The organism is Escherichia sp. HH26CH, assembly GCF_009820205.1.
Taxonomy (GTDB): Bacteria; Pseudomonadota; Gammaproteobacteria; order Enterobacterales; family Enterobacteriaceae; genus Escherichia; species Escherichia coli_F.
Genome location: NZ_VNXM01000063.1, coordinates 24,304 through 49,599 on the forward strand (window position 1 = coordinate 24,304; position 25,296 = coordinate 49,599).

27 protein-coding genes are annotated in these 25,296 nt (G+C 53.2%); 13 read left to right on the forward strand and 14 right to left on the reverse strand.

The features are described from left to right. Positions 1-32: 32 nt before the first annotated feature. The 11 genes from FQ015_RS19380 to hycA all read right to left on the reverse strand — a co-directional run bounded on the left by FQ015_RS19380 (position 33) and on the right by hycA (position 9,183). A complete protein-coding gene (locus FQ015_RS19380) occupies positions 33-452 on the reverse strand; it encodes a helix-turn-helix domain-containing protein (protein WP_000126291.1) in 420 nt (139 codons plus the stop codon). 70 nt (positions 453-522) lie between these two features. Further along, positions 523-1,278, reverse strand: coding sequence for a hypothetical protein (locus FQ015_RS19385; RefSeq protein WP_039021019.1), 756 nt, complete (start codon positions 1,276-1,278; stop codon positions 523-525). 42 nt (positions 1,279-1,320) lie between these two features. Beyond that, entirely contained in the window at positions 1,321-1,791 is a 471-nt protein-coding gene (gene hycI, locus FQ015_RS19390; RefSeq protein WP_000132961.1) for a hydrogenase maturation peptidase HycI, read from the reverse strand. Then, positions 1,784-2,194 (reverse strand): formate hydrogenlyase assembly protein HycH, encoded by a 411-nt coding sequence (gene hycH, locus FQ015_RS19395; protein ID WP_001291923.1) that lies wholly within the window; start codon positions 2,192-2,194, stop codon positions 1,784-1,786. The genes hycI and hycH overlap by 8 nt, the downstream gene beginning before the upstream one ends. Then, complete coding sequence (hycG, locus tag FQ015_RS19400; protein ID WP_039021017.1) at positions 2,191-2,958, reverse strand: formate hydrogenlyase subunit HycG; 768 nt, start codon at positions 2,956-2,958, stop codon at positions 2,191-2,193. The genes hycH and hycG overlap by 4 nt, the downstream gene beginning before the upstream one ends. Continuing rightward, positions 2,958-3,500: a formate hydrogenlyase subunit HycF gene (gene hycF / locus FQ015_RS19405; RefSeq protein WP_000493799.1), complete on the reverse strand. Its 543-nt coding sequence runs from the start codon at positions 3,498-3,500 to the stop codon at positions 2,958-2,960. Before hycF ends, hycG begins: the two co-directional genes overlap by 1 nt. A gap of 9 nt (positions 3,501-3,509) precedes the next feature. Further along, positions 3,510-5,219, reverse strand: coding sequence for a formate hydrogenlyase subunit HycE (gene hycE, locus FQ015_RS19410; protein ID WP_105276645.1), 1,710 nt, complete (start codon positions 5,217-5,219; stop codon positions 3,510-3,512). A gap of 17 nt (positions 5,220-5,236) precedes the next feature. Then, a complete protein-coding gene (gene hycD, locus FQ015_RS19415) occupies positions 5,237-6,160 on the reverse strand; it encodes a formate hydrogenlyase subunit HycD (protein WP_000115224.1) in 924 nt (307 codons plus the stop codon). A 2-nt stretch (positions 6,161-6,162) separates the two neighbouring features. Next, positions 6,163-7,989 (reverse strand): formate hydrogenlyase subunit 3, encoded by a 1,827-nt coding sequence (gene hycC / locus FQ015_RS19420; RefSeq protein ID WP_160524393.1) that lies wholly within the window; start codon positions 7,987-7,989, stop codon positions 6,163-6,165. Then, positions 7,986-8,597: a formate hydrogenlyase subunit HycB gene (hycB, locus tag FQ015_RS19425; protein WP_115738167.1), complete on the reverse strand. Its 612-nt coding sequence runs from the start codon at positions 8,595-8,597 to the stop codon at positions 7,986-7,988. The genes hycC and hycB overlap by 4 nt, the downstream gene beginning before the upstream one ends. 124 nt (positions 8,598-8,721) lie before the next feature. Then, entirely contained in the window at positions 8,722-9,183 is a 462-nt protein-coding gene (gene hycA, locus FQ015_RS19430; protein ID WP_000158081.1) for a formate hydrogenlyase regulator HycA, read from the reverse strand. Between the two features lie 211 nt (positions 9,184-9,394). Here hycA and hypA point away from each other — a divergent pair, with 211 nt between their 5' ends. From hypA to flhA, 6 genes are all read left to right on the forward strand, one after another. Then, the gene (gene hypA / locus FQ015_RS19435; protein ID WP_001299100.1) at positions 9,395-9,745 is read left to right on the forward strand and encodes a hydrogenase maturation nickel metallochaperone HypA; all 351 of its coding nucleotides are present in this window, start codon (positions 9,395-9,397) and stop codon (positions 9,743-9,745) included. A 3-nt stretch (positions 9,746-9,748) separates the two neighbouring features. Beyond that, positions 9,749-10,621 (forward strand): hydrogenase nickel incorporation protein HypB, encoded by an 873-nt coding sequence (gene hypB, locus FQ015_RS19440; RefSeq protein WP_000337665.1) that lies wholly within the window; start codon positions 9,749-9,751, stop codon positions 10,619-10,621. After that, positions 10,612-10,884, forward strand: a complete 273-nt coding sequence (gene hypC, locus FQ015_RS19445; RefSeq protein WP_000334881.1) for a hydrogenase 3 maturation protein HypC — start codon at positions 10,612-10,614, stop codon at positions 10,882-10,884. Before hypB ends, hypC begins: the two co-directional genes overlap by 10 nt. After that, complete coding sequence (gene hypD, locus FQ015_RS19450) at positions 10,884-12,005, forward strand: hydrogenase formation protein HypD (protein ID WP_001212982.1); 1,122 nt, start codon at positions 10,884-10,886, stop codon at positions 12,003-12,005. Before hypC ends, hypD begins: the two co-directional genes overlap by 1 nt. Continuing rightward, the gene (gene hypE / locus FQ015_RS19455; RefSeq protein WP_001059968.1) at positions 12,002-13,012 is read left to right on the forward strand and encodes a hydrogenase maturation carbamoyl dehydratase HypE; all 1,011 of its coding nucleotides are present in this window, start codon (positions 12,002-12,004) and stop codon (positions 13,010-13,012) included. Before hypD ends, hypE begins: the two co-directional genes overlap by 4 nt. Positions 13,013-13,085: 73 nt before the next feature. Continuing rightward, a complete protein-coding gene (gene flhA, locus FQ015_RS19460; protein WP_115738170.1) occupies positions 13,086-15,164 on the forward strand; it encodes a formate hydrogenlyase transcriptional activator FlhA in 2,079 nt (692 codons plus the stop codon). 38 nt (positions 15,165-15,202) lie between these two features. Here the strand turns inward: flhA and FQ015_RS19465 are convergent, their stop codons facing one another. Continuing rightward, a complete protein-coding gene (locus tag FQ015_RS19465) occupies positions 15,203-15,556 on the reverse strand; it encodes a nitrous oxide-stimulated promoter family protein (RefSeq protein WP_105272169.1) in 354 nt (117 codons plus the stop codon). Positions 15,557-15,587: 31 nt separating this feature from the next. Next, positions 15,588-15,767 carry a hypothetical protein gene (locus tag FQ015_RS19470; RefSeq protein ID WP_032303651.1) on the reverse strand — a complete coding sequence of 60 codons (180 nt, stop codon included), beginning with the start codon at positions 15,765-15,767 and terminating at the stop codon, positions 15,588-15,590. 75 nt (positions 15,768-15,842) lie between these two features. Between FQ015_RS19470 and mutS the strand changes: the two genes are divergently transcribed. Together mutS and pphB are read left to right on the forward strand one after the other, a co-directional pair. Beyond that, positions 15,843-18,404, forward strand: coding sequence for a DNA mismatch repair protein MutS (gene mutS / locus FQ015_RS19475; protein WP_105267251.1), 2,562 nt, complete (start codon positions 15,843-15,845; stop codon positions 18,402-18,404). A 105-nt stretch (positions 18,405-18,509) separates the two neighbouring features. After that, positions 18,510-19,166 (forward strand): protein-serine/threonine phosphatase, encoded by a 657-nt coding sequence (pphB, locus tag FQ015_RS19480; RefSeq protein WP_046081189.1) that lies wholly within the window; start codon positions 18,510-18,512, stop codon positions 19,164-19,166. Between the two features lie 50 nt (positions 19,167-19,216). Here the strand turns inward: pphB and ygbI are convergent, their stop codons facing one another. Beyond that, the gene (ygbI, locus tag FQ015_RS19485; protein ID WP_001295181.1) at positions 19,217-19,984 is read right to left on the reverse strand and encodes a DNA-binding transcriptional repressor YgbI; all 768 of its coding nucleotides are present in this window, start codon (positions 19,982-19,984) and stop codon (positions 19,217-19,219) included. A 195-nt stretch (positions 19,985-20,179) separates the two neighbouring features. Between ygbI and ltnD the strand changes: the two genes are divergently transcribed. The 5 genes from ltnD to FQ015_RS19510 all read left to right on the forward strand — a co-directional run bounded on the left by ltnD (position 20,180) and on the right by FQ015_RS19510 (position 25,216). After that, positions 20,180-21,088, forward strand: coding sequence for an L-threonate dehydrogenase (gene ltnD, locus FQ015_RS19490; RefSeq protein WP_000847985.1), 909 nt, complete (start codon positions 20,180-20,182; stop codon positions 21,086-21,088). Further along, the gene (gene otnK, locus FQ015_RS19495) at positions 21,085-22,347 is read left to right on the forward strand and encodes a 3-oxo-tetronate kinase (protein ID WP_001613685.1); all 1,263 of its coding nucleotides are present in this window, start codon (positions 21,085-21,087) and stop codon (positions 22,345-22,347) included. The genes ltnD and otnK overlap by 4 nt, the downstream gene beginning before the upstream one ends. Continuing rightward, positions 22,344-22,982, forward strand: coding sequence for a 3-oxo-tetronate 4-phosphate decarboxylase (gene otnC, locus FQ015_RS19500; protein WP_160524394.1), 639 nt, complete (start codon positions 22,344-22,346; stop codon positions 22,980-22,982). Before otnK ends, otnC begins: the two co-directional genes overlap by 4 nt. 4 nt (positions 22,983-22,986) lie before the next feature. Beyond that, on the forward strand, positions 22,987-23,763 hold the full coding sequence (locus FQ015_RS19505) for an HPr family phosphocarrier protein (RefSeq protein ID WP_001136925.1): 777 nt from the start codon (positions 22,987-22,989) through the stop codon (positions 23,761-23,763). 88 nt (positions 23,764-23,851) lie between these two features. After that, positions 23,852-25,216, forward strand: a complete 1,365-nt coding sequence (locus FQ015_RS19510) for a GntP family transporter (protein WP_000104432.1) — start codon at positions 23,852-23,854, stop codon at positions 25,214-25,216. The last annotated feature ends 80 nt before the right edge of the window (positions 25,217-25,296 follow it).

The following is a 25,296-nucleotide window of genomic DNA, read 5'->3' on the forward strand; positions in this document are numbered from 1 at the left end:
TCGGGCAATCTGGCGTTTGGCATCAGTCAAAATCAAAGAAACCATTCCGGCTTAACGCCAAATCGGGCTGAAAGTGCCTTAATGTGGGATATCGTCAGGGATCTTTGTCCAGACAAAATCTGACTGACCAGGGATTTAGAGCCGATTTCGTTCTTCAAATCCGCATAGGTCAGATTATGTTGATCAATCAACGTGCGAAGTAACGCCACGCCAACCGGCATTGCAGCAACGGCTTTGTCGAACTCTGCAAACTTTTCGTGGTTGTTTTCATACTCTGCAATGCGGCTCGCCAGAAAGTCGATAAGTGGATTGGTGTCATCTTCTTCAATCAAATATTCGACCAGTTCCAGTGCTTCACGATAATCATCTTCTGAGTCACTGCCTCCCAGAAAGGGGACTGCATTGACCAGTTCTCTTGTTGCTTTAACAGCGCGTGCAGCATTAGCAGTCATTCTTTGTTCTCTCTGTATTGACGTGACGTCTGTCTGCACGTAATCGCCCACATAGCCACTCTGCAAAAAGTCAGTTCTGATTCACCCCATCAAGCACATCCCCTGTTATCAAACAACGCTGCGTCAGCGCTAAATCTTCCGTTTGCGGGTCACGCCCGGCAATGGGTTTGAGGACGAGTTTACGGTTGGGGGTATAAGTGAAACGCGTGAGCGCGGGATAGCTTAACTTGCCAAACCAGCCGTGAACACGTTGCCATTTGGCATCTTTTACCTGATACAGACTGGTTATCCAGTAACCAGAATTAAACTGCATATCCAGCAATTGTGTGTGGCCATTGCCTTGCAAATCCAGCAAATCATCTACGCCAGTTTTGCTTGCGGTGTAGAATCCCCAGGGTTCAAAGACACAGGGACGACCATCGCGCGTGAACGTCATAAGGATTAAATGTGCATAAGGAGCCAGACCATTACCAGCACTTGGTAACCAGATAACCAGATCCTGAATGCCGTTACGATCCAGATCGGCGCGATAGAGTTGCCCTTTGCCCGCCATATTTGCCAGCATACCCACAGGCACCTTCCAGGATTTACCGGCGCGGTCTTTAGCAGTTAATTGCCAGTAATCCTCTTCATTTGGCATCTTCTCAAGCGTCACGCCAGCAACGCCCACTTTTCTAAAATGCCAGGTTTGCTCGGTATAATAAGGCATAGTCAGGAGAGGTTTCAGCGCCCGCTTTTGCGCGTATTCGCTGTCACTCATTGGCAGATATTCGGTAAAGCTGGTAGCCTGCGCAGGAAGCACTAAGCAAAATAAAAAAGCGCACATCCCTGTTCTGATTTTCAATTCCCTGAATTCCTTACTGAAAAACTACTCTTCTTCCACCGCTAACTGCGCAAATCCACCATTCCCTTCCCAGCCTTCAAGTCGTTGATAAACGGTTTCTACGGCGTCTTTAATCGGCTGGGTCATCGGGTAGTAAAAACCGACGATATCCGGCTGGATGCCGAGGAAAATCACTTCGCCAATGTCTTCTTTTAACTGGTCGATAAGGTAGTTCAGCGGCATGTTATGGGTAGTCATCATAAACATCTCGGCGATGTCATCCGGGTCGATGATGCGGATCTCGCCGGGGTTTAGCCCCATATCAGTGGCGTCGACAATCAGCAGTCGCGTAGGGCGCAGTTCACGGATGGCGACAATGTCGTTTTCCGGTGCGCTACCGCCGTCAATCACCACCCAGTTACCTTTCGGCGCGGCGGCGCACTTTTCCGCCAGCAGCGGACCTGCGCCATCATCGCCCATCATGCTATTGCCAACACAGAGTAAAACGTCAGTCACGCAGTCTCCTCACCATCAAATAGATGGCATTTTCCTGATAAATATCATGCAGCATACTTAACAGCATGGTACTCCATTCTTTCTGCTGCGAAGTTTGCGTTGCCCGGGCTTTATCGAATGCGTTGGCCAGCATCGGCACATGGTTAATGTCGATAACGATCTCACCATATTTCGGCACGCCTTCCATTTTACGGCGGGCTTCACTGCCCGCCTCCAGAGTGGCAATCCATGCCAGATATTCATCCCACGGGCAGGTGAGCGCGGCTTCCAGGCAATCGATAACCCCAAGGTGGTGACCAATCGCCAGGCTGTAATAGACCACCTGCTGCGCCTCGGCGGGCGTAGCATCGTTCTCATCAATAAATTTACGGCTCAGTTGACTGAACACCACCTTTTCACTCATCGAATACGCGCCTCTTCAACAACATGATTCAGATGGCTGACAATCTCGTTCAGACGCGGATCGTTTTCCGCTTCCAGCCAGCGTGCAACCTGCTCTTCACCCTGCCCTAACTGCGTCAGGAAATCATCGGCAATCTGGCGACCGTAACGATAACCCGCCAGGCGGCGTGCTTCGCGATCGACTTTTACACGCAGCGGCTGCACCATATCGCCATGCAGGATGTCTGCCGGTTGTTCATCCAGTTCACCCGGCCCACGGGCGTGAATTTTCTGCTCCAGCAGGCCGAGCGCCATTGCAAAGCCGTACAGCGTGGCGGCAGGCGTTGGCGGGCACCCCGGAATGTAGACATCCACCGGGACGATTTTATCCGTACCACCCCACACGCAGTAGAGATCGTGGAAGATCCCGCCGCTGTTACCGCAGGCGCCGTAGGAGATACAGATTTTCGGGTCCGGCGCGGACTGCCACGCACGCAGCGCAGGGGATCGCATTGCACGGGTGACCGCGCCGGTAAACAGTAAAATATCCGCATGACGCGGAGACGGCACAACTTTAATGCCGAAGCGTTCTGCATCGAACAGCGGCGATAAGGTAGCGAAAATTTCAATTTCGCAGCCGTTGCAGCCGCCGCAGTCCACGCGGTAAACGTAGGCAGAACGTTTGATTTTTTTCAGTAACGACGCCTTCATACTGGCGATGGATTCATCCACCGTCATCGGGACCGGAATGCCGTTGGCGTCACGGGGGCCTAATAAATTGCTCATCAGATGGCCTCTTTCATATGGCGAGTCAGTTCAATACGGTCGGACGGCACCAGGCATTTCTGGCGCTTACATTCCGGGCAAGTCTCAAAGCTTTCGCGGTGGTTTTCCGCGCGGCTGTCACCATTGTGCTTAAGCAGCGCAATGGCGTAGTCGATCTCTTTCTGGACGGCGAAAGGACGATTACAGACGCGGCAGTTGCACAGCGCGAAGCGAGACTGTTGCAGGAAATCTTCTTTCTTCCACACCGCCAGTTCGTACTCTTGCGACAGTTTGATTGCCGCCGTCGGGCAGACTTCTTCGCAACGTCCACAGAAGATGCAGCGACCGAGATTGAACTGCCATGCCAGCTCACCGGTGGCAAGATCAGTTTCAACGGTTAAGGCGTTTGACGGGCAGGCATTGACGCAGGCTGCGCAGCCGATGCACTGCTGCGGGTTCTGCTCTGGCTTACCACGGAAGTTTTTATCAACCGCAATCGGCTCCAGCGGGTAAGACGAGGTCGCCGTGCCGGTTTTAATGACTTTTTTGATAAAGGTAAACATGGCGATTCCTTATTTCAGCGGCGAGTTTTTACGCTCAATGCTGTAGCGCTCAAGTTCTTTGTACGGCACCACTTTGCTCTTCTTCTTACGCACATCGACCACGGTCATGCGGTCGGTACAGGAGTAGCAAGGGTCCAGGCTACCAATAATCAGCGGCGCATCAGAAACGGTGTTGCCGCGCAGCATGTAGCGCAGGGTCGGCCAGTTCGCGTAGGTCGCGGCACGGCAGCGCCAGCGGTACAGCTTCTGGTTGTCGCCGGTCATGCTCCAGTGGATATCATCGCCACGCGGCGCTTCGGCAAAGCCCAGCGCAAAACGGTGTGGAATGTAGGTAAAGCCTTCCACCATCAGTGGGCCGCCAGGCAGGTTATCCAGACCGTAGTCAATCATGTTCAGCGCGGTATAGACTTCGTTGATACGCACTTTCAGACGGGAAATCACGTCGCAGCCCTGCTCGCTGTGGACTTCCATTGGCAGCAGGCCATAACCAACAAACGGGTGATCGGCACGGGTATCGCGGGCGTGACCGCTGGCACGGACCATCGGGCCAACGTTACTGAAATCGCGGGCAATTTCCGGGTCCAGACGACCAATGCCGACAGTGCGCTGTTCCATGTTCGGTGTGCTCAGCAGCACATCCACCAGCTCCTGCACTTCACGACGCATCTGTTGCGCCAGCTGGCGAGTCTGGATCATGTCATCTTTCAGCAGATCGCGACGAATCCCGCCGATCAGGTTCAGGCCGTAAGTTTTACGCGCACCGGTAAGGATCTCCGCCATTTTCATGGAGGTTTCACGCACGCGGAAGAACTGCATAAAACCGGAGTCAAAGCCAGTGAAGTGGCAGGCAAGTCCAAGGTTGAGCAGATGCGAGTGCAGGCGTTCCACTTCCAGCAAAATGGCGCGAATCATCTGCGCACGTTCTGGCACCTGAATACCCATCGCGTTTTCCACCGACGTGGTGTAAGCGGTGCTGTGGGCGAAGCCGCAGATCCCGCACACACGGTCGGAGAGGAAGGTCACTTCGTTGTAACCCATGCGGGTTTCCGCCAGTTTTTCCATGCCGCGATGGACATAGAACAGGCGGTAGTCGGCGTCGATAATGTTTTCGCCATCGACGAACAGACGGAAGTGGCCCGGTTCGTCAGAAGTGACGTGCAGTGGACCAATCGGCACGACGTTGTTTTTCTTGTCGCCCAGTTCGTTGATGAACTCGTAGGTTTCAGCATCAGTAGTTGGTGCCGGACGTTGACGATAATCCATGCTGTCTTTACGCAGCGGGTAGAGTTCATCCGGCCAGTCATCCGGCAGCACCAGACGGCGTTCATCCGGAAGCCCTACCGGAATCAAACCGTACATATCGCGCACTTCACGCTCGCCCCACACCGCCGCCGGAACGCGCGGCGTCACGGACGGATATTCTGGTTTGTTGGCGTCAACTTCGACGCGAACAGTTACCCAACACTTGGTGCCCTTCTCCATCGACAGCACGTAGTAAACGGCGTAATGACCATTCAGTTTGCGTTCGTCGTTACCAAACAGCACCGACAGCCAGCCCCCCTGCTTGTAGTAGAGGAACTCCACCACTTCCGGCAGATAGTTCATCTTCACGGTGACAGTCAGCTGATCTTTGGTCTGCCAGGCGTGGTCCAGCACGACGCCCGGAAATGCCTCATTCAGCGCGGCGAGATAATGTTGACCTAATTTTTCTTCAGACATGCTCAAACTCTCTTTAATCACGCCGCCAGCAAGGAGACGAACGCTAAAAATGCAAAGCCAAAACCAGCCCAGGTAATGCGTGGAGTAATATCAAGACGCAGACGGGCCATGCTGTTTTCGAACAGCGCGATAACCAGTACGCCGACCACCAGTTTGACGATGGCAATCACCAGCGCCAGCAGCAGCCCACCGGCAGTGAAGGTTTCCATTTGTCCCCACGGAATAAACACCCCGACGAACATCTGTAACACCACCAGCTGTTTCAGGCTGATACCCCATTTCATGACGCCAAAGCCGCTGCCGCTGTACTCAGAGAGCGGACCTTCCTGCAGCTCCTGCTCGGCTTCCGCCAGGTCGAACGGCAGTTTGCCCATTTCGATAAAGGTGGCGAACGCGCAGGCACAAAGTGCCAGCACCAGCGGAATGCTCTGGCTCAGCGGCCAGTGATAAACGGTGTCGGTGATGTTGCTGATATTGGTGGAACCGGCCACCTGCGCGGCGACCCACAGACCAAGCAGCAGCATCGGTTCAACCAGCACGCCCAGCATCGCTTCACGGCTCGCGCCAATAGCAGTAAACGGACTACCGGTATCCAGACCAGAAATGGCAAAGAAGAAACGCGCAATGGCGAAGAGATACAGTAAAGTGATCAAATCCCCCAGTTGCGGCAGCGGAGAACCGACAGTCACTACCGGCAGCGCGGTAGCGATAGTCAACATGACGCCAACCATTACGTACGGTGTCAGGCGGAACACCCAGCCGGAGGCATCGGGACCAACGCTCTGACGACCCAGCAGTTTGATAATGTCGCGATACTCCTGCAACACGCCCGGCCCGCGACGGTTATGCAAGCGGGCGCGCGCCACGCGGGTAATACCGGAGAGCAGCGGCGCAACGGCAAATAACACCAGCGCCTGAATTAACGGATATAAAACACTCATTCTCAGGCTCCTCGTGAAACAATAATCACCACCAGCACCGCCAGTTCAACCAGCGCCATCCGGCGGAACAGCAACGCACTCCCCTCGCACTGCCAGCCTGGTACCAGCGACACCGGATTCAGCCATTTGCGCAGTTTCAGCACTGGCGCAAATGCCTGTTTCACCGGCATGGCAAAACCGTGAGCGGTAATCACCATTGATTTTTCATGGTCGTAGCCGCACACCCAGGCCGCGCCGCGGGAACGCGACGGCAGACGGTCACCTTTGCAAATCGCCATAATGATGAATGGCAGCAGCGGGCAGGCAATCAGCAGCAACGTGATCATTGGTTGAGAAACGGTTGTATTAGCAGGCTCCAGCGGCAGAGGTACGGCAGCAGACAACATCGGCAGCAGCCACGGCGCAGCAACACCGCCAATCACGCAGCAAATCGCCAGTGCCACTACGCTTACGCTCATCAGGAGCGGCGCACAGGTGGCGTTTTCGGCTTCTTTGGTACGCGGCGCGCCAAGGAAAGTAACGCCATAAACTTTCGCCATACACATCACTGCCAGCGCACCGGTAATTGCCAGCCCCACGGCGAGCAGCGGCCCGAGAAGACGAGCAACAAACGCGCCACTATTGCTCAGTTTGAAGAAGGATTGATAGATAACCCATTCCCCGGCAAAACCGTTCAGCGGTGGCAGCGCAGCCATTGCCATCAGACCGACCAACATGGCGATGGAGATAACCGGCATTTTTTTGCCAATACCGCCGAGTTTTTCGATATCGCGATGACCGGTACGGAACCAGACGCTCCCAGCCCCGAGGAACAGTACGCTCTTGAACAGGCTATGGTTAAGCAGATGGTACAGACCACCGACCAGGCCAAGGGCAATCAGCGCCGGTTGTTCAAGCGCGATACCCGTTACGCCAGCGCCCAGCCCCAGCAGGATGATGCCGATATTTTCCAGAGTGTGGTAAGCCAGCAAACGCTGAATGTTGTGCTCCATCAGCGCATACAGACCGCCGACGAACGCGGTGATCATGCCGAGTACCAGAAGTGCAATTCCCCACCACAGCGGCGCATTACCGCCCAGCAGAGACAGGGTTAAAATACCCAGCAGGCCAATTTTCATCACCACCGTGGAAAACAGCGCGGCAGCTGGCGCAGAGGCGTTAGCATGAGCCTGTGGCACCCAGCCGTGCAGCGGGATAATCCCGGCCAGCAGGCCAAAGCCAATAACGCCGAGCAGCCAGATATCGGAACCGAGCGGCAGTTGCTGCACGCGCATATCCAGCAGGCGCAGATCCAGCGTGCCGTAACGTTGCCACAGCAGCCAGCAGGCAATCGCCAGCAGCAGAGTGCCAAGACGCCCCAGCGCAAACCACAGTTTGCCCTCTTTGCTGTTGCTGGTGAGGAACACCGCACACAGGGCCATGATTTCTGCCATTACTACGAACATGCCCAGATTGCTGGCAATGACGGCACAGACGGCAGCAGCCATCAACATATTGATCTGCAAGCCGTTACACTTCACCTGCGCATGGCGATGCCAGTCAATGTTGTAAAGGCTGACAAACAGACCGCACAGGCCGAGGGTTATCAGCCAAATCGCATTAAGCGGAGAGATTTGCACATTGTAGCTTACCAGCGACAACGCGCCGCTCACGCCAACCGCGCCAGTCAGCACAGTGAAGCCTGCGGCTGCCGTATACAGGCTACCCACCGCGCCGCCAATTCCGGCAATCCAGCCGCTTAACGCCTTTTGAAAAGAAAAGAGAAATGCCAGAACAGCGGCGGCAACAAACCACGCCACGCCGCTATTGATCAGGGAAATTGCGCTCATTTAGCCTCTCCACTTTGAGCCTGCTGAAACAAGGTGAGATCGCCAAAGTCCGTGTTAAAGGTCAGCTCACGCTTACGCTTGCTGACGCGGGCGATATCGGTGTTATCCACCAGATGCAGGGCTTTGGTTGGGCACATCCGCACGCAGGCTGGACCTTGTTCATCAAAGCTACAGAGGTCACATTTGACGGCGATCGCGCGAATACCCGGCACCCAGTCAAGCAACGTGCTGACACGCGCCGGAGCAGGCGGTGCCGGTGGTGCTTTCGGAGTATTGGCGTTTGCCGGAATATCCAGCGGACGGCTGCCGGAAAATTCGATTGCGCCAAACGGGCAGACGATGCCGCACAGTTTGCAGCTTACGCACAGGCTTTCATTCAGCTGCACTGCCCCATCAACGCGGGTGATAGCGTTAACCGGGCAGACCACCGCACAGGGCGCATCTTCACAGTGGTGACAGAGCTGCGGCGCAGATTCTTTTTCATTTAGCATCACTCGCAGGCGCGGCATTGATTGCAGGCCGTGCTGGCGATGCGTCTCTGAACAGGCGGCCTCACAGGTGTGGCAGCCGATACAGAGCGTGGAGTCAGCAATTACAAAACGATTCACCAGGCATTCCTCAGGTGATTGTCATTTTTGACGAAAACATGCCGATGAAATGTCATTTTCGACACTCATCGACACGCCCATCCCCAAACAGGCGTAACGCCTGCAAAACGGGCAAAGCCTCAGCTCATGCCGCCGGGCTTTGTCCCTTTACCAGTTGGCTTAAATTCACCGGTACATTGTTTTCAATGGCGGTGTATAAGCTGTCGTAAACGCCAGCGATTTTTTCGAGATAGTGTTCCAGTACCTGTTCGCGATCGCGGATGTTGACCTTGCCATCTATCATTCCGTCAATGCTCAATTGTGCCTGCGCAATCCGCTGTTTTTCTTCACCCTCTTTCGTTTCGACGTAATACTCGATGGTGTGGCTGTTAAAGCCATCCGCCAGGGTGACGTAAATGCGAAAATGTTCAAAAAGGACGAAACAGAGTTCTTTGTCTGGCGCACAGCTCATGGCGTGATGCAGGCGCGCTTTCGATAACGTGATCCCCTGAACCAGCGAATTGCAGTAGAGATGCCACTGGTCCTGTAGGCGACGATGCCGCTGTGCGATGTAATCGGCTTTCTCGCTTATTTCCCAAATAGTCATTGTCAGGTTACCCGTTTAACAGAGATGCCAGCCTTAAGCATTTTTTGTGCCAACTTTTAATTTATTGTTATAAAAGAGATTTTTAGGATTCTGGTGAATTTCGTCGCCGTGTCGACGTGTCATTTCGACATCATCGACATTATTCACTTTAGGGATAATCAACACTGGCACAATTATTGCTTGTAGCTGGCAATAGTTAATGGGAGGCGATATGCACGAAATAACCCTCTGCCAACGGGCACTGGAATTGATCGAACAGCAGGCCGCAAAACACGGTGCAAAACGCGTAACTGGGGTCTGGCTCAAAATTGGCGCATTTTCTTGTGTCGAAACCAGCTCTCTTGCCTTTTGTTTTGATCTGGTTTGCCGCGGCAGCGTAGCGGAAGGTTGTAAACTGCACCTCGAAGAACAAGAGGCCGAATGCTGGTGTGAAACATGCCAACAGTATGTGACGCTACTGACCCAGCGCGTCCGCCGCTGTCCACAGTGTCATGGTGACATGCTACAGATTGTGGCAGACGACGGTTTACAGATTCGGCGGATAGAAATAGACCAGGAGTGAGCGATGTGTACAACATGCGGTTGCGGTGAAGGCAACCTGTATATCGAGGGTGATGAACATAACCCTCATTCCGCGTTTCGTAGCGCGCCATTTGCCCCGGCGGCACGCCCGAAGATGAAAATCACCGGCATTAAAGCGCCTGAATTTACCCCCAGCCAGACTGAAGAAGGCGACCTGCATTACGGTCATGGCGAAGCGGGCACTCACGCGCCGGGCATGAGCCAGCGTCGGATGCTGGAAGTCGAAATTGACGTGCTGGACAAAAACAACCGTCTGGCTGAACGCAACCGCGCGCGCTTTGCTGCCCGTAAGCAACTGGTGCTCAACCTGGTTTCCAGCCCTGGTTCCGGTAAAACCACCCTGCTGACGGAAACCTTAATGCGCCTGAAAGATAGCGTTCCGTGCGCAGTTATTGAAGGTGACCAGCAAACCGTGAACGATGCCGCGCGCATTCGCGCTACCGGCACGCCAGCGATTCAGGTGAATACCGGTAAAGGTTGCCATCTTGACGCACAGATGATTGCCGACGCCGCGCCGCGCCTGCCACTGGACGATAACGGTATTCTGTTTATCGAAAACGTTGGCAACCTCGTATGTCCGGCGAGCTTCGATCTCGGTGAAAAACACAAAGTGGCGGTGCTTTCTGTTACCGAAGGTGAAGACAAACCGCTGAAATATCCCCATATGTTTGCCGCCGCCTCACTGATGCTGCTCAACAAAGTTGACCTGCTACCGTATCTCAATTTCGACGTTGAGAAGTGCATCGCCTGCGCCCGCGAAGTCAATCCAGAAATTGAAATCATCCTTATTTCCGCCACCAGCGGCGAAGGGATGGACCAGTGGCTGAACTGGCTGGAGACACAGCGATGTGCATAGGCGTTCCCGGCCAGATCCGCACCATTGACGGCAACCAGGCGAAAGTCGACGTCTGCGGTATTCAGCGCGACGTCGATCTAACGTTAGTCGGCAGCTGCGATGAAAACGGTCAGCCACGCGTGGGCCAGTGGGTACTGGTTCACGTTGGCTTTGCCATGAGCGTAATTAATGAAGCCGAAGCGCGCGACACCCTCGACGCCTTACAAAACATGTTTGACGTTGAGCCGGATGTCGGCGCGCTGTTGTATGGCGAGGAAAAATAATGCGTTTTGTTGATGAATATCGCGCGCCGGAACAGGTGATGCAGTTAATTGAGCATCTACGCGAACGTGCTTCACATCTCTCTTACACCGCTGAACGCCCTCTGCGGATTATGGAAGTGTGCGGCGGTCATACCCACGCCATTTTTAAATTCGGCCTCGACCAGTTACTGCCGGAAAACGTTGAGTTTATCCACGGTCCGGGTTGCCCGGTATGTGTACTGCCGATGGGAAGAATCGACACCTGCGTGGAGATTGCCAGCCATCCGGAAGTCATCTTCTGTACCTTTGGCGACGCCATGCGCGTACCAGGGAAACAAGGGTCGCTGTTACAGGCAAAAGCGCGCGGTGCCGATGTGCGCATCGTTTACTCGCCAATGGATGCGTTGAAACTGGCGCAGGAGAATCCAACTCGTAAAGTGGTGTTCTTCGGCTTAGGGTTTGAAACCACCATGCCGACGACGGCCATCACTCTGCAACAGGCGAAAGCCCGCGATGTGCAAAATTTTTACTTTTTCTGCCAGCATATTACGCTGATCCCAACGCTACGCAGTTTGCTGGAACAGCCGGATAACGGTATCGATGCGTTCCTCGCGCCGGGCCACGTCAGTATGGTTATCGGCACCGACGCCTATAATTTTATCGCCAGCGATTTTCATCGTCCGCTGGTGGTGGCTGGTTTCGAACCGCTTGATCTACTGCAAGGCGTGGTCATGCTGGTGGAGCAGAAAATAGCGGCCCACAGCAAGGTAGAAAATCAGTATCGGCGGGTGGTGCCGGATGCCGGTAACCTGCTGGCGCAACAGGCGATTGCCGATGTGTTCTGCGTCAACGGCGACAGCGAATGGCGCGGCTTAGGCGTGATTGAATCTTCTGGTGTACACCTGACGCCAGACTATCAACGATTTGACGCCGAAGCGCATTTCCGCCCGGCACCGCAGCAGGTTTGCGATGACCCGCGCGCACGTTGTGGCGAAGTATTGACGGGCAAATGTAAGCCGCATCAATGCCCGCTGTTTGGTAACACCTGTAATCCTCAAACCGCGTTTGGCGCGCTGATGGTTTCCTCCGAAGGAGCATGCGCCGCGTGGTATCAGTATCGTCAGCAGGAGAGTGAAGCGTGAATAATATCCAACTCGCCCACGGCAGCGGCGGCCAGGCGATGCAGCAATTAATCAACAGCCTATTTATGGAAGCTTTTGCCAATCCGTGGCTGGCAGAACAGGAAGACCAGGCGCGCCTTGAGCTGGCGCAGCTGGTGGCAGAAGGCGACCGTCTGGCGTTCTCCACCGACAGCTACGTCATCGACCCGCTGTTCTTTCCTGGTGGCAATATTGGCAAGTTGGCGATTTGTGGCACCGCGAATGACGTTGCGGTCAGTGGCGCTATTCCGCGCTATCTCTCTTGTGGCTTTATCCTCGAAGAGGGATTGCCGATGGAGACGCTAAAAGCCGTGGTGACCAGCATGGCAGAAACCGCCCGCGCGGCAGGCATTGCCATCGTTACTGGCGACACTAAAGTGGTGCAACGCGGCGCGGCAGATAAACTGTTTATCAACACCGCTGGCATGGGCGCGATCCCGGCGAATATTCACTGGGGCGCACAGACGCTAACCGCAGGCGATGTTCTGCTGGTGAGTGGAACTCTCGGCGACCACGGAGCAACTATTCTTAATCTGCGCGAGCAACTGGGGCTGGATGGCGAACTGGTCAGCGACTGCGCAGTGCTGACGCCGCTCATCCAGACGCTGCGTGATATTCCCGGTGTGAAGGCACTGCGTGACGCCACCCGTGGTGGAGTGAACGCGGTAGTTCATGAGTTCGCGGCAGCCTGCGGTTGTGGTATTGAAATTTCAGAAGCGGCACTGCCGGTTAAACCTGCCGTGCGCGGCGTTTGCGAACTGCTGGGGCTGGACGCCCTTAACTTTGCCAACGAAGGCAAACTGGTGATCGCCGTTGAACGCAACGCAGCAGAGCAAGTGCTGGCGGCGTTACATTCCCATCCACTGGGGAAAGACGCGGCGCTGATTGGTGAAGTGGTGGAACGTAAAGGTGTTCGTCTTGCCGGTCTGTATGGCGTGAAACGAACCCTCGATTTACCACACGCCGAACCGCTTCCGCGTATATGCTAATAAAATTCTAAATCTCCTATAGTTAGTCAATGACCTTTTGCACCGCTTTGCGGTGCTTTCCTGGAAGAACAAAATGTCATATACACCGATGAGTGATCTCGGACAACAAGGGTTGTTCGACATCACTCGGACACTATTGCAGCAGCCCGATCTGGCCTCGCTGTGTGAGGCTCTTTCGCAATTGGTAAAGCGTTCTGCGCTCGCCGACAATGCAGCTATTGTGTTGTGGCAAGCGCAGACTCAACGTGCGTCTTATTACGCGTCGCGTGAAAAAGACACCCCCATAAATTATGAAGACGAAACTGTTCTGGCACACGGTCCAGTGCGCAGCATTTTGTCGCGCCCTGATACACTACATTGCAGTTACGAAGAATTTTGTGAAACCTGGCCGCAGCTGGCCGCTGGTGGGCTATACCCCAAATTTGGTCACTATTGCCTGATGCCACTGGCGGCGGAAGGGCATATTTTTGGTGGCTGTGAATTTATTCGTTATGACGATCGCCCGTGGAGTGAAAAAGAGTTCAATCGCCTGCAAACTTTTACGCAGATCATTTCTGTCGTCACCGAACAAATCCAGAGCCGCGTCGTCAATAATGTCGACTATGAGTTGTTATGCAGGGAACGCGATAACTTCCGCATCCTGGTTGCCATCACCAACGCGGTGCTTTCTCGCCTGGATATGGACGAACTGGTCAGCGAAGTCGCCAAAGAAATCCATTACTATTTCGACATTGACGATATCAGCATCGTCTTACGCAGCCACCGTAAAAACAAACTCAACATCTACTCCACTCACTATCTTGATAAACAGCATCCCGCTCACGAACAGAGCGAAGTCGATGAAGCTGGAACCCTCACCGAACGCGTGTTTAAAAGCAAAGAGATGCTGCTGATTAATCTCCACGAGCGAGATAATTTAGCCCCCTACGAACGCATGTTGTTCGACACCTGGGGCAACCAGATTCAAACCTTGTGCCTGTTACCGCTGATGTCTGGCGACACCATGCTGGGCGTGCTGAAACTGGCGCAATGCGAAGAGAAAGTGTTTACCACGACCAATCTGAATTTACTGCGCCAGATTGCCGAACGTGTGGCAATCGCTGTCGATAACGCCCTTGCCTATCAGGAAATTCATCGTCTGAAAGAACGACTGGTTGATGAAAATCTCGCCCTGACCGAGCAGCTCAACAATGTTGATAGTGAATTTGGCGAGATTATTGGTCGCAGTGAAGCCATGTACAGCGTGCTTAAACAAGTTGAAATGGTGGCACAAAGTGACAGTACAGTTCTGATCCTCGGTGAAACTGGCACTGGTAAAGAGCTGATTGCCCGCGCGATCCATAATCTCAGTGGGCGTAATAATCGCCGCATGGTAAAAATGAACTGCGCGGCGATGCCTGCCGGATTGTTGGAAAGCGATCTGTTTGGCCATGAGCGTGGTGCGTTTACCGGAGCCAGCGCCCAGCGTATCGGTCGTTTTGAACTGGCGGATAAAAGCTCCCTGTTCCTCGATGAAGTGGGTGATATGCCGCTGGAGTTACAACCGAAGTTGCTGCGTGTATTACAGGAACAGGAGTTTGAACGTCTCGGCAGTAATAAAATTATACAGACGGACGTGCGTTTAATTGCCGCGACTAACCGCGATCTGAAAAAAATGGTTGCCGACCGCGAGTTCCGTAGCGATCTCTATTACCGTCTGAACGTATTCCCGATCCACCTGCCGCCACTACGCGAGCGTCCGGAAGATATTCCGCTGCTGGCGAAAGCCTTTACTTTTAAAATTGCCCGCCGTCTGGGGCGTAATATCGACAGCATTCCTGCCGAAACATTGCGCGCGTTGAGCAATATGGAGTGGCCAGGTAACGTACGCGAGCTGGAAAACGTCATTGAGCGCGCGGTATTGCTGACACGTGGCAACGTGCTGCAGCTGTCATTGCCTGATATTGCTTTACCGGAACCTAAAACGCCGCCGGCTGCAACGGTCGTCGCTCAGGAGGGCGAAGATGAATATCAGCTAATTGTGCGTGTATTAAAAGAGACTAACGGCGTGGTTGCCGGGCCGAAAGGCGCGGCGCAACGTCTGGGACTAAAACGCACCACACTGCTATCACGGATGAAACGACTGGGGATTGATAAATCGGCATTGGTTTAACTGCATGAGGTGCCGGACAGATCTGCCTGTCCGGTATACTATTCACGAGGTTTTTTCGGGCGATATTTTTCTGGCAACTCCGGCACCGGACGCTTGTCATCAATGAGATGGCGTACGGTTAGGATCGGATGACGCCACAGCATGCGCGGCCCGGCCCAACGCATAATCTGTTTCATCTCTTCACGCTTTGCAGACTGATAACAGTGCACCGGACACTGCTTACAGGCGGGTTTGTCTTCGCCGAACACACATTTATCCAGCCGTTTTTGCGCATAAGCAAACAATGCCTCGTAATGCGCCGGCTCCGCTGACGCCTGCGGGCATTTCGCTTGATAAAGATCGATCATTTTTTTAATCGTCAATTTTTCACGAGAGATACGCTTGCCGGACATGCTGCCTCCACCTCATTAAGATGTATTTATATTACAACTTAATTTGAAAGGGGACTATGGCTCTGAAGAAGAAGGGTTCGCCAACTGATACAATTTTGCGTACTTGCTTCATAAGCATCACGCAAAAGCTGCAAAACAGCATCTTTCCCGGAATCACCATCAAGAACTCGCCGTTCGCTTCTTCCCCTGAAATGATTAACTCCGGTATCATGTGCGCCTTATGTGATTACAACGAAAATAAAAACCATCACACCCCATTTAATATCAGGGAACCGGACATAACCCCATGAGTGCAATAGAAAATTTTGACGCCCATACGCCAATGATGCAGCAGTATCTCAAGCTGAAAGCCCAGCATCCCGAGATCCTGCTGTTCTACCGGATGGGTGACTTTTACGAACTGTTTTATGACGACGCAAAACGTGCGTCACAACTGCTGGATATTTCACTGACCAAACGCGGCGCTTCAGCGGGCGAGCCGATCCCGATGGCGGGGATTCCCTACCATGCGGTGGAAAACTACCTCGCCAAACTGGTGAATCAGGGCGAGTCCGTTGCCATCTGCGAACAAATTGGCGATCCGGCGACCAGCAAAGGTCCGGTTGAGCGCAAAGTTGTGCGTATCGTTACGCCGGGCACCATCAGCGATGAAGCGCTGTTGCAGGAGCGTCAGGACAACCTGCTGGCTGCTATCTGGCAGGACAGCAAAGGATTCGGCTATGCGACGCTGGATATCAGTTCTGGTCGTTTTCGCCTGAGCGAACCGGCTGACCGCGAAACGATGGCGGCAGAACTGCAACGCACTAATCCGGCGGAACTGCTGTATGCAGAAGATTTTGCTGAAATGTCGTTAATTGAAGGTCGTCGCGGCTTGCGTCGTCGTCCGCTGTGGGAGTTTGAAATCGACACCGCGCGCCAGCAGTTGAATCTACAATTTGGCACCCGCGATCTGGTCGGTTTTGGCGTCGAGAACGCGCCGCGCGGACTTTGTGCCGCCGGTTGTCTGTTGCAGTATGCGAAAGATACGCAACGTACGACTCTGCCGCATATTCGTTCTATCACTATGGAACGTGAGCAGGACAGCATCATTATGGATGCCGCGACGCGTCGTAACCTGGAAATTACCCAGAACCTGGCGGGCGGTGCGGAAAACACACTGGCTTCCGTGCTCGACTGCACTGTAACGCCGATGGGGAGTCGAATGCTGAAACGCTGGCTGCATATGCCAGTGCGCGATACCCGCGTGTTGCTTGAGCGCCAGCAAACTATTGGCGCATTGCAGGATTTCACCGCTGAGCTGCAGCCGGTACTGCGTCAGGTCGGCGACCTGGAACGTATTCTGGCACGTCTGGCTTTACGGACTGCCCGCCCACGCGATCTGGCCCGTATGCGTCACGCTTTCCAGCAACTGCCGGAGCTGCGTGCACAGTTAGAAAATGTCGCTAGTGCACCGGTACAGGCGCTGCGTGAGAAAATGGGCGAGTTTGCCGAGCTGCGCGATCTGCTGGAGCGAGCAATCATCGACACACCGCCGGTGCTGGTACGCGACGGTGGTGTTATCGCATCAGGCTATAACGAAGAGCTGGATGAGTGGCGAGCGCTGGCTGACGGCGCGACAGATTATCTGGAGCGTCTGGAAGTTCGCGAGCGTGAACGTACCGGCCTGGACACGCTGAAAGTCGGCTTTAACGCGGTGCATGGTTATTACATTCAGATTAGCCGTGGACAAAGCCATCTGGCACCCATCAACTATATGCGTCGCCAGACGCTGAAAAACGCCGAACGCTACATTATTCCAGAGCTAAAAGAGTATGAAGACAAAGTACTCACCTCGAAAGGTAAAGCGCTGGCACTGGAAAAACAGCTTTATGAAGAGTTGTTCGACCTGTTGTTGCCGCATCTGGAAGCGTTGCAACAGAGCGCGAGCGCACTGGCAGAACTCGACGTACTGGTAAACCTGGCGGAACGGGCCTATACCCTGAACTACACCTGCCCGACCTTCATTGATAAACCGGGCATTCGCATTACCGAAGGTCGCCATCCGGTGGTTGAACAGGTACTGAATGAGCCGTTTATCGCCAACCCGCTGAACCTGTCGCCGCAGCGCCGCATGTTGATCATCACCGGTCCGAACATGGGCGGTAAAAGTACCTATATGCGCCAGACCGCGTTGATTGCGCTGATGGCCTACATCGGTAGCTACGTACCGGCGCAAAAAGTCGAGATTGGCCCGATCGACCGTATCTTTACCCGTGTAGGCGCGGCTGACGATCTGGCATCCGGGCGTTCAACCTTTATGGTGGAGATGACCGAAACCGCCAATATTCTGCATAACGCCACGGAGTACAGCCTGGTGTTGATGGATGAGATTGGGCGCGGAACGTCCACTTACGATGGTCTGTCGCTGGCATGGGCGTGCGCGGAAAATCTGGCGAATAAGATTAAAGCGTTGACGTTGTTTGCTACCCACTACTTTGAACTGACTCAACTGCCGGAGAAAATGGAAGGCGTCGCCAACGTGCATCTCGATGCGCTGGAGCACGGCGACACGATCGCTTTTATGCACAGCGTTCAGGATGGCGCGGCGAGCAAAAGCTACGGCCTGGCGGTTGCTGCTCTGGCGGGCGTGCCAAAAGAGGTGATTAAGCGCGCACGGCAAAAACTGCGTGAGCTGGAAAGCATTTCGCCGAACGCCGCCGCTACGCAAGTGGATGGTACGCAAATGTCTTTGCTGTCAGTACCGGAAGAAACCTCGCCAGCGGTCGAAGCGCTGGAAAATCTTGACCCGGATTCACTTACCCCGCGTCAGGCGCTGGAATGGATTTATCGCTTGAAGAGTCTGGTGTAATAACAATTCCCGATAGTTTTTTGCTATCGGGAATATTAACGACAACTGACGAATCAAATAAAAATACCCTGTATAATAGAAAATCTTATTTTACAGGGTAAAACCATGCCATCTACACGCTATCAAAAAATTAATGCCCATCACTATCGCCATATATGGGCCGTTGGTGATATTCATGGTGACTATCAATTATTACAATCCCGCTTACATCAACTCTCTTTTTGCCCTGAAACCGACTTACTTATTTCTGTCGGCGATAATATTGATCGTGGGCCGGAGAGTCTTAACGTGCTGCGCCTGCTAAACCAGCCCTGGTTTACATCGGTTAAAGGCAACCATGAAGCGATGGCATTGGATGCGTTCGCGACCGGCGATGGCAATATGTGGCTTGCCAGCGGTGGCGACTGGTTCTTTGAGTTAAGTGATACGGAACAAAAAGAAGCAATAGACCTATTGCTACGTTTTCATAATCTTCCACATATTGTTGAAATCACTAACGACATAATAAAATATGTCATCGCGCATGCAGATTATCCGGGGAATGAATATCTCTTTGGCAAAGAAATAGCGGAGAGAGAATTACTCTGGCCTGTTGATCGCGTACTGAAATCGCTCAAAGGCGAGTTACAGGAAATAAACGGCGCCGACTGCTTTATCTTCGGACATATGATGTTTGATAACATCCAGACATTCGCCAACCAGGTTTATATTGATACCGGTTCGCCGGAAAGCGGACGCCTGTCATTTTATAAAATAAAATAGTCTCATGCTTCTTCTGTGAAGCATGAGTAACCCGGTGTTATTGCAGGCCATTATTCATTTTTCGCTACCAGCAAAGAGAGATCCTGCTTCGCCAGCGCGCGACTGGCACTCTCCGGCAAACCGTCGTCTGTAATAATCTGATCAAACTCGCTTAATGGTAACGCCAGCCATGTCGCCACCTGACCATATTTCGTCGCATCACAGACCAAAACTCGCTGGCGGCTGGCACTGGCAATCGCCCGTTTCACCGTGACTTTATCTTCCGCTGGCGTAGAAATCCCCCGCACACTCCATGACGATGCAGAAATAAAAGCCTGATCAATCATCAGGCTGCGCAGCATGGTCGCAGCGGCTTCCCCGACACAGGAACGGTTTTCCCGACACACTGCACCGCCAGTGTGAATAATTGTGCAATTACTGTTGTCGAGCAAGTAGTCCGCAATAACGAAATCGTTTGTGACCACAGTCAGTGACTCCATGTGAATCAGATGCTGTGCTATCGCTAGCGTGGTCGTTCCCGCATCCAGATAGATACAACTTCCCGGCTGAACAAGACTTGCCGCCAGCTTGCCAATAGCCGCTTTTTGCGTCATTGCCAGCGCAGTTTTTACTTGATGAGAAGGTTCATGCGCCACGCGTCCCGGAGACTGGACGCCTCCGGACACCAGCACAACGGCTCCCTGCTGCTCCAGTTTTTGTAAATCCCGACGAATGGTCATATGTGACACATTCATTCTGTCCGTTAGTTCAGCAATACTGACAATGCCTTTTTCAGCTACCATCTCAAGGATGATTTGGCGACGCTCTACGGGTATCAACTTTTGCTCCTTCCTTTGTCCTGCTGACATTCTACGCTATTTGCCTGCGAAACGTGCGCGGCGCAACTAACGCTTAGTTCACATAAAATAACACACAATGTTAATTTTTGTGAATCAGCTCACCATATCGTTATCTTCCAGCGCTTATATTCACAATATCAAACAAAATATCACTTAAATTAACAAGGAGAGCAGATGAAAACGGGATCTGAGTTTCATGTCGGTATCGTTGGCTTAGGGTCAATGGGAATGGGAGCAGCACTGTCATGTGTCCGCGCAGGTCTTTCTACCTGGGGCGCAGACCTGAACAGCAATGCCTGCGCTACGTTGAAAGAGGCAGGTGCTTGCGGGGTTTCTGATAACGCCGCGACGTTTGCCGAAAAACTGGACGCTCTGCTGGTGCTGGTGGTCAATGCGGCCCAGGTTAAACAGGTGCTGTTTGGTGAAACAGGCGTTGCACAACATCTGAAACCCGGTACGGCAGTAATGGTTTCTTCCACTATCGCTAGTGCTGATGCGCAAGAAATTGCTACCGCTCTAGCTGGATTCGATCTGGAAATGCTGGATGCGCCAGTTTCTGGTGGTGCAGTAAAAGCCGCTAACGGTGAAATGACTGTCATGGCCTCCGGTAGCGATATTGCCTTTGAACGACTGGCACCCGTGCTGGAAGCCGTTGCCGGAAAAGTTTATCGCATAGGTGCAGAACCGGGACTAGGTTCGACCGTAAAAATTATTCACCAGTTGTTAGCGGGCGTACATATTGCTGCCGGAGCCGAAGCGATGGCACTTGCAGCCCGTGCGGGGATCCCGCTGGATGTGATGTATGACGTCGTGACCAATGCCGCCGGAAATTCCTGGATGTTCGAAAACCGGATGCGTCATGTGGTGGATGGCGATTACACCCCGCATTCAGCCGTCGATATTTTTGTTAAGGATCTTGGTCTGGTTGCCGATACAGCCAAAGCCCTGCACTTCCCGCTGCCATTGGCCTCAACAGCATTGAATATGTTCACCAGCGCCAGTAACGCGGGTTACGGGAAAGAAGACGATAGCGCAGTTATCAAGATTTTCTCTGGCATCACTCTACCGGGAGCGAAATCATGATCAAGATTGGCGTTATCGCCGATGATTTTACCGGCGCGACGGATATCGCCAGTTTTCTGGTGGAAAACGGTCTACCAACGGTACAAATTAACGGTGTTCCAACAGGTAAAATGCCGGAAGCAATCGACGCACTGGTGATCAGCCTGAAAACGCGTTCCTGTCCGGTGGTTGAAGCCACACAGCAATCGCTGGCGGCTCTGAGCTGGTTGCAACAGCAAGGTTGCAAACAGATCTATTTCAAATACTGCTCTACTTTCGACAGTACGGCGAAAGGTAATATCGGCCCGGTTACCGATGCATTAATGGATGCTCTCGACACGCCGTTTACGGTCTTCTCTCCGGCCCTGCCGGTCAACGGACGTACGGTTTATCAGGGGTATTTGTTCGTAATGAATCAACTGCTGGCCGAATCCGGGATGCGCCATCACCCGGTAAATCCCATGACCGACAGCTATCTTCCCCGTCTGGTTGAAGCGCAATCCACAGGGCGCTGCGGCGTCGTTTCGGCACATGTTTTCGAACAAGGTGTGGATGCCGTTCGTCAAGAGCTGGCTCGCTTACAGCAAGAGGGCTACCGCTACGCGGTGCTTGATGCGCTGACCGAACACCATCTGGAAATTCAGGGAGAAGCCTTGCGCGATGCCCCACTGGTAACGGGCGGTTCTGGTCTGGCGATTGGCCTTGCCCGGCAGTGGGCGCAAGAAAACGGTAACCAGGCTCGCAAAGCAGGGCATCCGCTCGCTGGGCGCGGCGTAGTGCTCTCCGGTTCATGCTCTCAAATGACCAATCGCCAGGTAGCACATTACCGTCAAATTGCACCAGCCCGTGAAGTTGATGTGGCACGCTGCCTCTCAATTGAAACTCTGGCCGCTTATGCACACGAACTGGCAGAGTGGGTTCTGGGCCAGGAAAGTGTACTTGCTCCACTGGTTTTTGCCACCGCCAGCACTGATGCATTGGCAGCAATTCAACAGCAATACGGTGCACAAAAAGCCAGTCAGGCAGTAGAAACACTGTTTTCTCAACTAGCGGCGCGGTTAGCAGCGGAAGGCGTGACACGCTTTATTGTCGCAGGCGGTGAGACCTCCGGCGTAGTCACACAGAGCCTGGGAATAAAAGGGTTTCATATTGGCCCAACCATTTCCCCCGGCGTGCCGTGGGTAAACGCACTGGATAAGCCTGTCTCACTCGCCCTTAAATCTGGCAACTTCGGTGATGAAGCCTTTTTTTCACGAGCCCAAAGAGAGTTTTTATCATGAGCGATTTCGCAAAAGTAGAGCAGTCTTTGCGAGAGGAGATGACGCGGATTGCCAGTTCATTCTTTCAGCGCGGATATGCAACCGGTTCGGCTGGCAATCTGTCGCTGCTTTTACCTGACGGGAATTTACTGGCGACACCGACAGGTTCATGCCTGGGCAACCTCGATCCGCAGCGGCTTTCCAAAGTCACCGCGGATGGCGAATGGTTAAGTGGTGACAAACCCTCGAAAGAGGTGCTCTTTCATCTGGCGCTGTATCGCAACAATCCGCGCTGTAAAGCGGTGGTGCATTTGCACAGTACGTGGTCGACGGCGCTTTCCTGCCTGGAAGGGCTGAACAGCAATAACGTTATTCGTCCGTTCACACCATACGTGGTGATGCGGATGGGAAATATCCCGCTGGTGCCTTATTACCGACCGGGCGATAAACGCATCGCACAGGATCTGGCGGAACTGGCAGCAGACAATCAGGCTTTTTTACTGGCAAATCATGGCCCAGTGGTTTGCGGTGAAAGCCTGCAAGAAGCCGCCAACAATATGGAAGAGCTGGAGGAAACGGCAAAGCTGATTTTTATTCTCGGTGACCGCCCGATCCGTTATCTGACCGCAGGTGAAATTGCGGAATTAAGGAGTTAATGCAATGCCTCGTTTTGCAGCTAATTTATCCATGATGTTCACCGAAGTGCCTTTTATTGAACGCTTCGCCGCAGCGCGAAAAGCCGGGTTCGATGCTGTGGAATTTCTGTTTCCCTATGACTACTCCACCCTGCAAATCCAAAAGCAACTGGAGCAAAACCATCTGACACTGGCGCTGTTCAATACCGCTCCCGGAGATATTAATGCGGGGGAATGGGGATTATCCGCCCTTCCCGGACGTGAGCACGAAGCACACGCAGACATCGACCTGGCACTGGAATATGCATTGGCGCTCAATTGTGAACAAGTCCATGTGATGGCAGGCGTCGTGCCCGCTGGCGAAGATGCTGAACGGTACAGGGCAGTATTTATCGATAATCTCCGCTACGCTGCCGACCGCTTTGCGCCACACGGCAAGCGAATATTAGTTGAAGCACTCAGCCCCGGCGTTAAGCCTCATTATCTCTTCTCCAGCCAGTATCAGGCACTGGCTATTGTTGAAGAAGTTGCGCGAGATAACGTGTTTATTCAACTAGATACTTTTCATGCGCAAAAAGTAGATGGCAACCTGACGCATTTAATCCGCGACTACGCCGGGAAATATGCGCACGTACAAATTGCCGGACTACCTGATCGACATGAACCGGACGATGGAGAAATCAACTATCCGTGGCTGTTCCGCCTGTTCGATGAGGTGGGATATCAGGGCTGGATCGGTTGTGAATATAAACCTCGTGGCCTCACCGAAGAAGGGCTTGGCTGGTTTGACGCCTGGCGCTAATTCGCTCAATCCCTAATTACAACGTACCCATACATCCCCCCATCTACGGATGGGGTAGGTTAACTATAACTTTCAGACAGGGTTTCCCATGTCCACAATTACTTTGTTATGCATTGCGTTAGCTGGCGTAATCATGCTGTTGCTGCTGGTCATCAAGGCAAAGGTTCAACCATTCGTTGCTCTGCTCCTCGTCAGCCTGTTAGTCGCACTTGCGGCGGGTATACCGGCGGGCGAAGTGGGTAAAGTGATGATCGCCGGGATGGGCGGTGTGCTTGGTTCCGTCACTATTATTATTGGTCTGGGCGCTATGCTGGGGCGTATGATCGAACACTCTGGTGGTGCAGAGTCACTGGCTAATTATTTCAGTCGCAAGTTAGGTGACAAACGAACTATCGCTGCGCTGACTCTGGCAGCGTTCTTCCTCGGTATTCCCGTCTTCTTTGATGTCGGCTTTATTATTCTTGCGCCAATCATTTACGGTTTTGCCAAGGTTGCCAAAATATCACCACTCAAATTTGGCCTGCCTGTCGCTGGGATCATGCTCACTGTTCACGTGGCGGTACCGCCGCATCCAGGCCCTGTCGCCGCAGCGGGGTTACTCCACGCAGACATCGGCTGGCTAACCATCATTGGTATTGCGATTTCTATTCCCGTAGGGATTGTTGGCTACTTTGCAGCGAAAATAATCAATAAGCGCCAGTATGCGATGTCGGTCGAGGTACTGGAACAGATGCAACTGGCTCCGGCCAGTGAGGAAGGCGCGACAAAATTAAGCGATAAAATAAATCCACCGGGCGTCGCGCTGGTCACCTCGCTAATTGTTATTCCTATCGCGATTATCATGGCGGGTACGGTTTCTGCAACACTGATGCCGCCTTCGCATCCCCTGCTTGGTACGCTACAGTTGATCGGCTCACCAATGGTAGCCCTAATGATTGCGCTGGTGCTGGCATTCTGGTTATTGGCTTTACGTCGCGGCTGGAGCTTACAACACACCAGCGACATTATGGGCTCTGCCCTTCCCACTGCGGCGGTAGTGATTTTGGTTACTGGTGCTGGAGGAGTATTTGGTAAAGTGCTGGTGGAATCGGGCGTCGGTAAAGCCCTTGCCAACATGTTACAAATGATTGACCTACCTCTGTTACCAGCCGCATTTATTATTTCACTGGCGCTGCGTGCATCGCAGGGGTCAGCAACCGTAGCAATCCTGACAACCGGCGGGTTACTCTCAGAAGCGGTGATGGGATTGAATCCAATTCAGTGCGTATTGGTGACGCTGGCAGCCTGCTTTGGTGGGCTTGGTGCGTCACATATTAATGACTCAGGGTTCTGGATTGTGACCAAATATCTGGGGTTGTCGGTAGCAGACGGTCTGAAAACCTGGACAGTGTTAACGACCATTCTCGGTTTTACCGGATTCTTAATTACCTGGTGCGTATGGGCGGTGATTTAACCTTAATAAATATCCTCCGGCATAGCCGGAGGTTTTTCAAATGCGCCTGTAAGGCTCTGTTACCAGCCGCGCCCTAACAG

Coding starts and splice junctions, on each gene's coding strand:
- FQ015_RS19380 (WP_000126291.1), bottom strand. CDS start 452: ATGACTGCTAATGCTGCACGCGCTGTTAAAGCAACAAGAGAACTGGTC.
- FQ015_RS19385 (WP_039021019.1), bottom strand. CDS start 1,278: ATGTGCGCTTTTTTATTTTGCTTAGTGCTTCCTGCGCAGGCTACCAGC.
- hycH (WP_001291923.1), bottom strand. CDS start 2,194: ATGAGTGAAAAGGTGGTGTTCAGTCAACTGAGCCGTAAATTTATTGAT.
- hycG (WP_039021017.1), bottom strand. CDS start 2,958: ATGAGCAATTTATTAGGCCCCCGTGACGCCAACGGCATTCCGGTCCCG.
- hycF (WP_000493799.1), bottom strand. CDS start 3,500: ATGTTTACCTTTATCAAAAAAGTCATTAAAACCGGCACGGCGACCTCG.
- hycE (WP_105276645.1), bottom strand. CDS start 5,219: ATGTCTGAAGAAAAATTAGGTCAACATTATCTCGCCGCGCTGAATGAG.
- hycD (WP_000115224.1), bottom strand. CDS start 6,160: ATGAGTGTTTTATATCCGTTAATTCAGGCGCTGGTGTTATTTGCCGTT.
- hycC (WP_160524393.1), bottom strand. CDS start 7,989: ATGAGCGCAATTTCCCTGATCAATAGCGGCGTGGCGTGGTTTGTTGCC.
- hycA (WP_000158081.1), bottom strand. CDS start 9,183: ATGACTATTTGGGAAATAAGCGAGAAAGCCGATTACATCGCACAGCGG.
- hypA (WP_001299100.1), top strand. CDS start 9,395: ATGCACGAAATAACCCTCTGCCAACGGGCACTGGAATTGATCGAACAG.
- hypB (WP_000337665.1), top strand. CDS start 9,749: ATGTGTACAACATGCGGTTGCGGTGAAGGCAACCTGTATATCGAGGGT.
- hypC (WP_000334881.1), top strand. CDS start 10,612: ATGTGCATAGGCGTTCCCGGCCAGATCCGCACCATTGACGGCAACCAG.
- hypD (WP_001212982.1), top strand. CDS start 10,884: ATGCGTTTTGTTGATGAATATCGCGCGCCGGAACAGGTGATGCAGTTA.
- flhA (WP_115738170.1), top strand. CDS start 13,086: ATGTCATATACACCGATGAGTGATCTCGGACAACAAGGGTTGTTCGAC.
- FQ015_RS19465 (WP_105272169.1), bottom strand. CDS start 15,556: ATGTCCGGCAAGCGTATCTCTCGTGAAAAATTGACGATTAAAAAAATG.
- FQ015_RS19470 (WP_032303651.1), bottom strand. CDS start 15,767: ATGATACCGGAGTTAATCATTTCAGGGGAAGAAGCGAACGGCGAGTTC.
- mutS (WP_105267251.1), top strand. CDS start 15,843: ATGAGTGCAATAGAAAATTTTGACGCCCATACGCCAATGATGCAGCAG.
- pphB (WP_046081189.1), top strand. CDS start 18,510: ATGCCATCTACACGCTATCAAAAAATTAATGCCCATCACTATCGCCAT.
- ltnD (WP_000847985.1), top strand. CDS start 20,180: ATGAAAACGGGATCTGAGTTTCATGTCGGTATCGTTGGCTTAGGGTCA.
- otnK (WP_001613685.1), top strand. CDS start 21,085: ATGATCAAGATTGGCGTTATCGCCGATGATTTTACCGGCGCGACGGAT.
- otnC (WP_160524394.1), top strand. CDS start 22,344: ATGAGCGATTTCGCAAAAGTAGAGCAGTCTTTGCGAGAGGAGATGACG.
- FQ015_RS19505 (WP_001136925.1), top strand. CDS start 22,987: ATGCCTCGTTTTGCAGCTAATTTATCCATGATGTTCACCGAAGTGCCT.
- FQ015_RS19510 (WP_000104432.1), top strand. CDS start 23,852: ATGTCCACAATTACTTTGTTATGCATTGCGTTAGCTGGCGTAATCATG.